Genomic DNA, 1520 nt, shown 5'->3' with positions numbered 1-1520 from the left:
GGGCGATTTGCACCCGTTGAATCTTCCATGATTCTGTCTGTGACGCCGAATCATGGAGGCGTCACAGATGAGCGGTGCTACGAAAGCCGGCGGCAAAGGCCGGCTCGACGATGAAGTCGTTTCGGCGGGGCTGCCGGACAAGCGCCTGGCGCGGCGGTTGCGCCGCCTGCTTGATCAGATATCGGCAGCGCCGGGCCAGTCAGTCCCGGCAGCGTGCGGCGACTGGGCAGCGACGAAGGCCGCCTACCGGTTCTTCGACAACCCACGGATCACCGAGCATGGTATCCTGGCCGGCCATTTTGCAGCGGCCGCCATGCGCTGCGCGGCGAGTGAGGGACCGATCCTCATCCTGCAGGACACCACGGAGTTCATCTACAGCCGCGCGCGACCGGACAAGATCGGCTTCACCAGGACCATCAACGCCGGGCATTATAAGGCGGGTCAACCCAATGTGGTGACCTTGTGCGGGGTGCTGATGCATTCGAGCTTGGCGGTGACCCTGAGCGGGACGCCGCTTGGGCTGACGGCGGCGAAGTTCTGGACACGCACGAAGTTCAAGGGAACCTGGACGCTTAAGCGGCATGTAAATCCCACGCGTGTGCCGATCGAGACGAAGGAAAGCTATCGTTGGCTGGAAAACCTGCGCCAGTCGATGGCGCTCGTCGGCGCGCCGGAACGCTGCGTGCATGTAGCCGACCGCGAGAGCGACATCTACGAACTTTTCTGCCTCGCACAGGACCTTGGCACACGCTTTCTCGTGCGGGTGCAGACCAATCGGTTAGCCGCTGCACCCACCGACGCAGAACCGCAGCATGGGGCGCATCGGGTCTTTGCCCAGCTCTCGGCCGTGCCCTGGGCGGGACGCCATTGCGTCAAGATCGGCCAGGGCGAGACGGCGTGCGCACATGTGAAGTTTGCCGCTATCGAGACCTTGCCGCCCGTCGGTAAGCGCAAGCGCTATAGTCCTCAGCTTCTCACCTACATCCACGCTTTTGAGATCGACCCGCCGGCGAACCGTCCGCCGATCGACTGGAAACTGGTGACCAATCTGCCGGTCGCCGATCTCGCAGCCGCGGTCGAGAAGCTTGAATGGTACGCCTTGCGCTGGAAGGCGGAGGTGTTCCACAAGGTCATGAAGTCTGGCTGCCGCGCCGAGGAGGCGAGGCTCGAGACCGCCGAGCGGCTGGCGAAGTTCCTCGCCCTCATCGCGGTGGTCAGTTGGCGGATATTCTTTCTTACCATGTCCGCACGAGCAAAGCCCGAGGCCGATCCTGAGACAGTCCTCACTCCGGCAGAAATCGCGACGCTTGACGACATCGACGCGGCGCGCGACAAGCCGCGCATCCTGCGCAGGACCCTCGCCACTTATCTGCTCCAGCTCGCCATGCTCGGCGGCTACCTCGCTCGCAACCACGATCCGCCACCTGGAAATATGGTTGTCTGGCGAGGCTTGACCCGCCTCAATGACATCGCCTTCGGCATATCCATCGGAACACGCCGACGATGTGGGTAATAGAAAG

At 63.0% G+C, this 1520-nt stretch carries 1 protein-coding gene; it reads left to right on the top strand.

The annotated features are described in order from the left end of the window. Positions 1 to 67: 67 nt before the first annotated feature. A complete protein-coding gene (locus ACWGTO_RS33390) occupies positions 68 to 1513 on the top strand; it encodes an IS4 family transposase (protein WP_454578941.1) in 1446 nt (481 codons plus the stop codon). The last annotated feature ends 7 nt before the right edge of the window (positions 1514 to 1520 follow it).

Source organism: Mesorhizobium sp. PL10 (assembly GCF_053714315.1).
This window is presented reverse-complemented; position numbering and strand designations above follow the sequence as displayed.

What these genes read in the sequence shown, in the direction of transcription:
- ACWGTO_RS33390 (WP_454578941.1), top strand. Translation starts at nt 68, where the DNA reads ATGAGCGGTGCTACGAAAGCCGGCGGCAAAGGCCGGCTCGACGATGAA.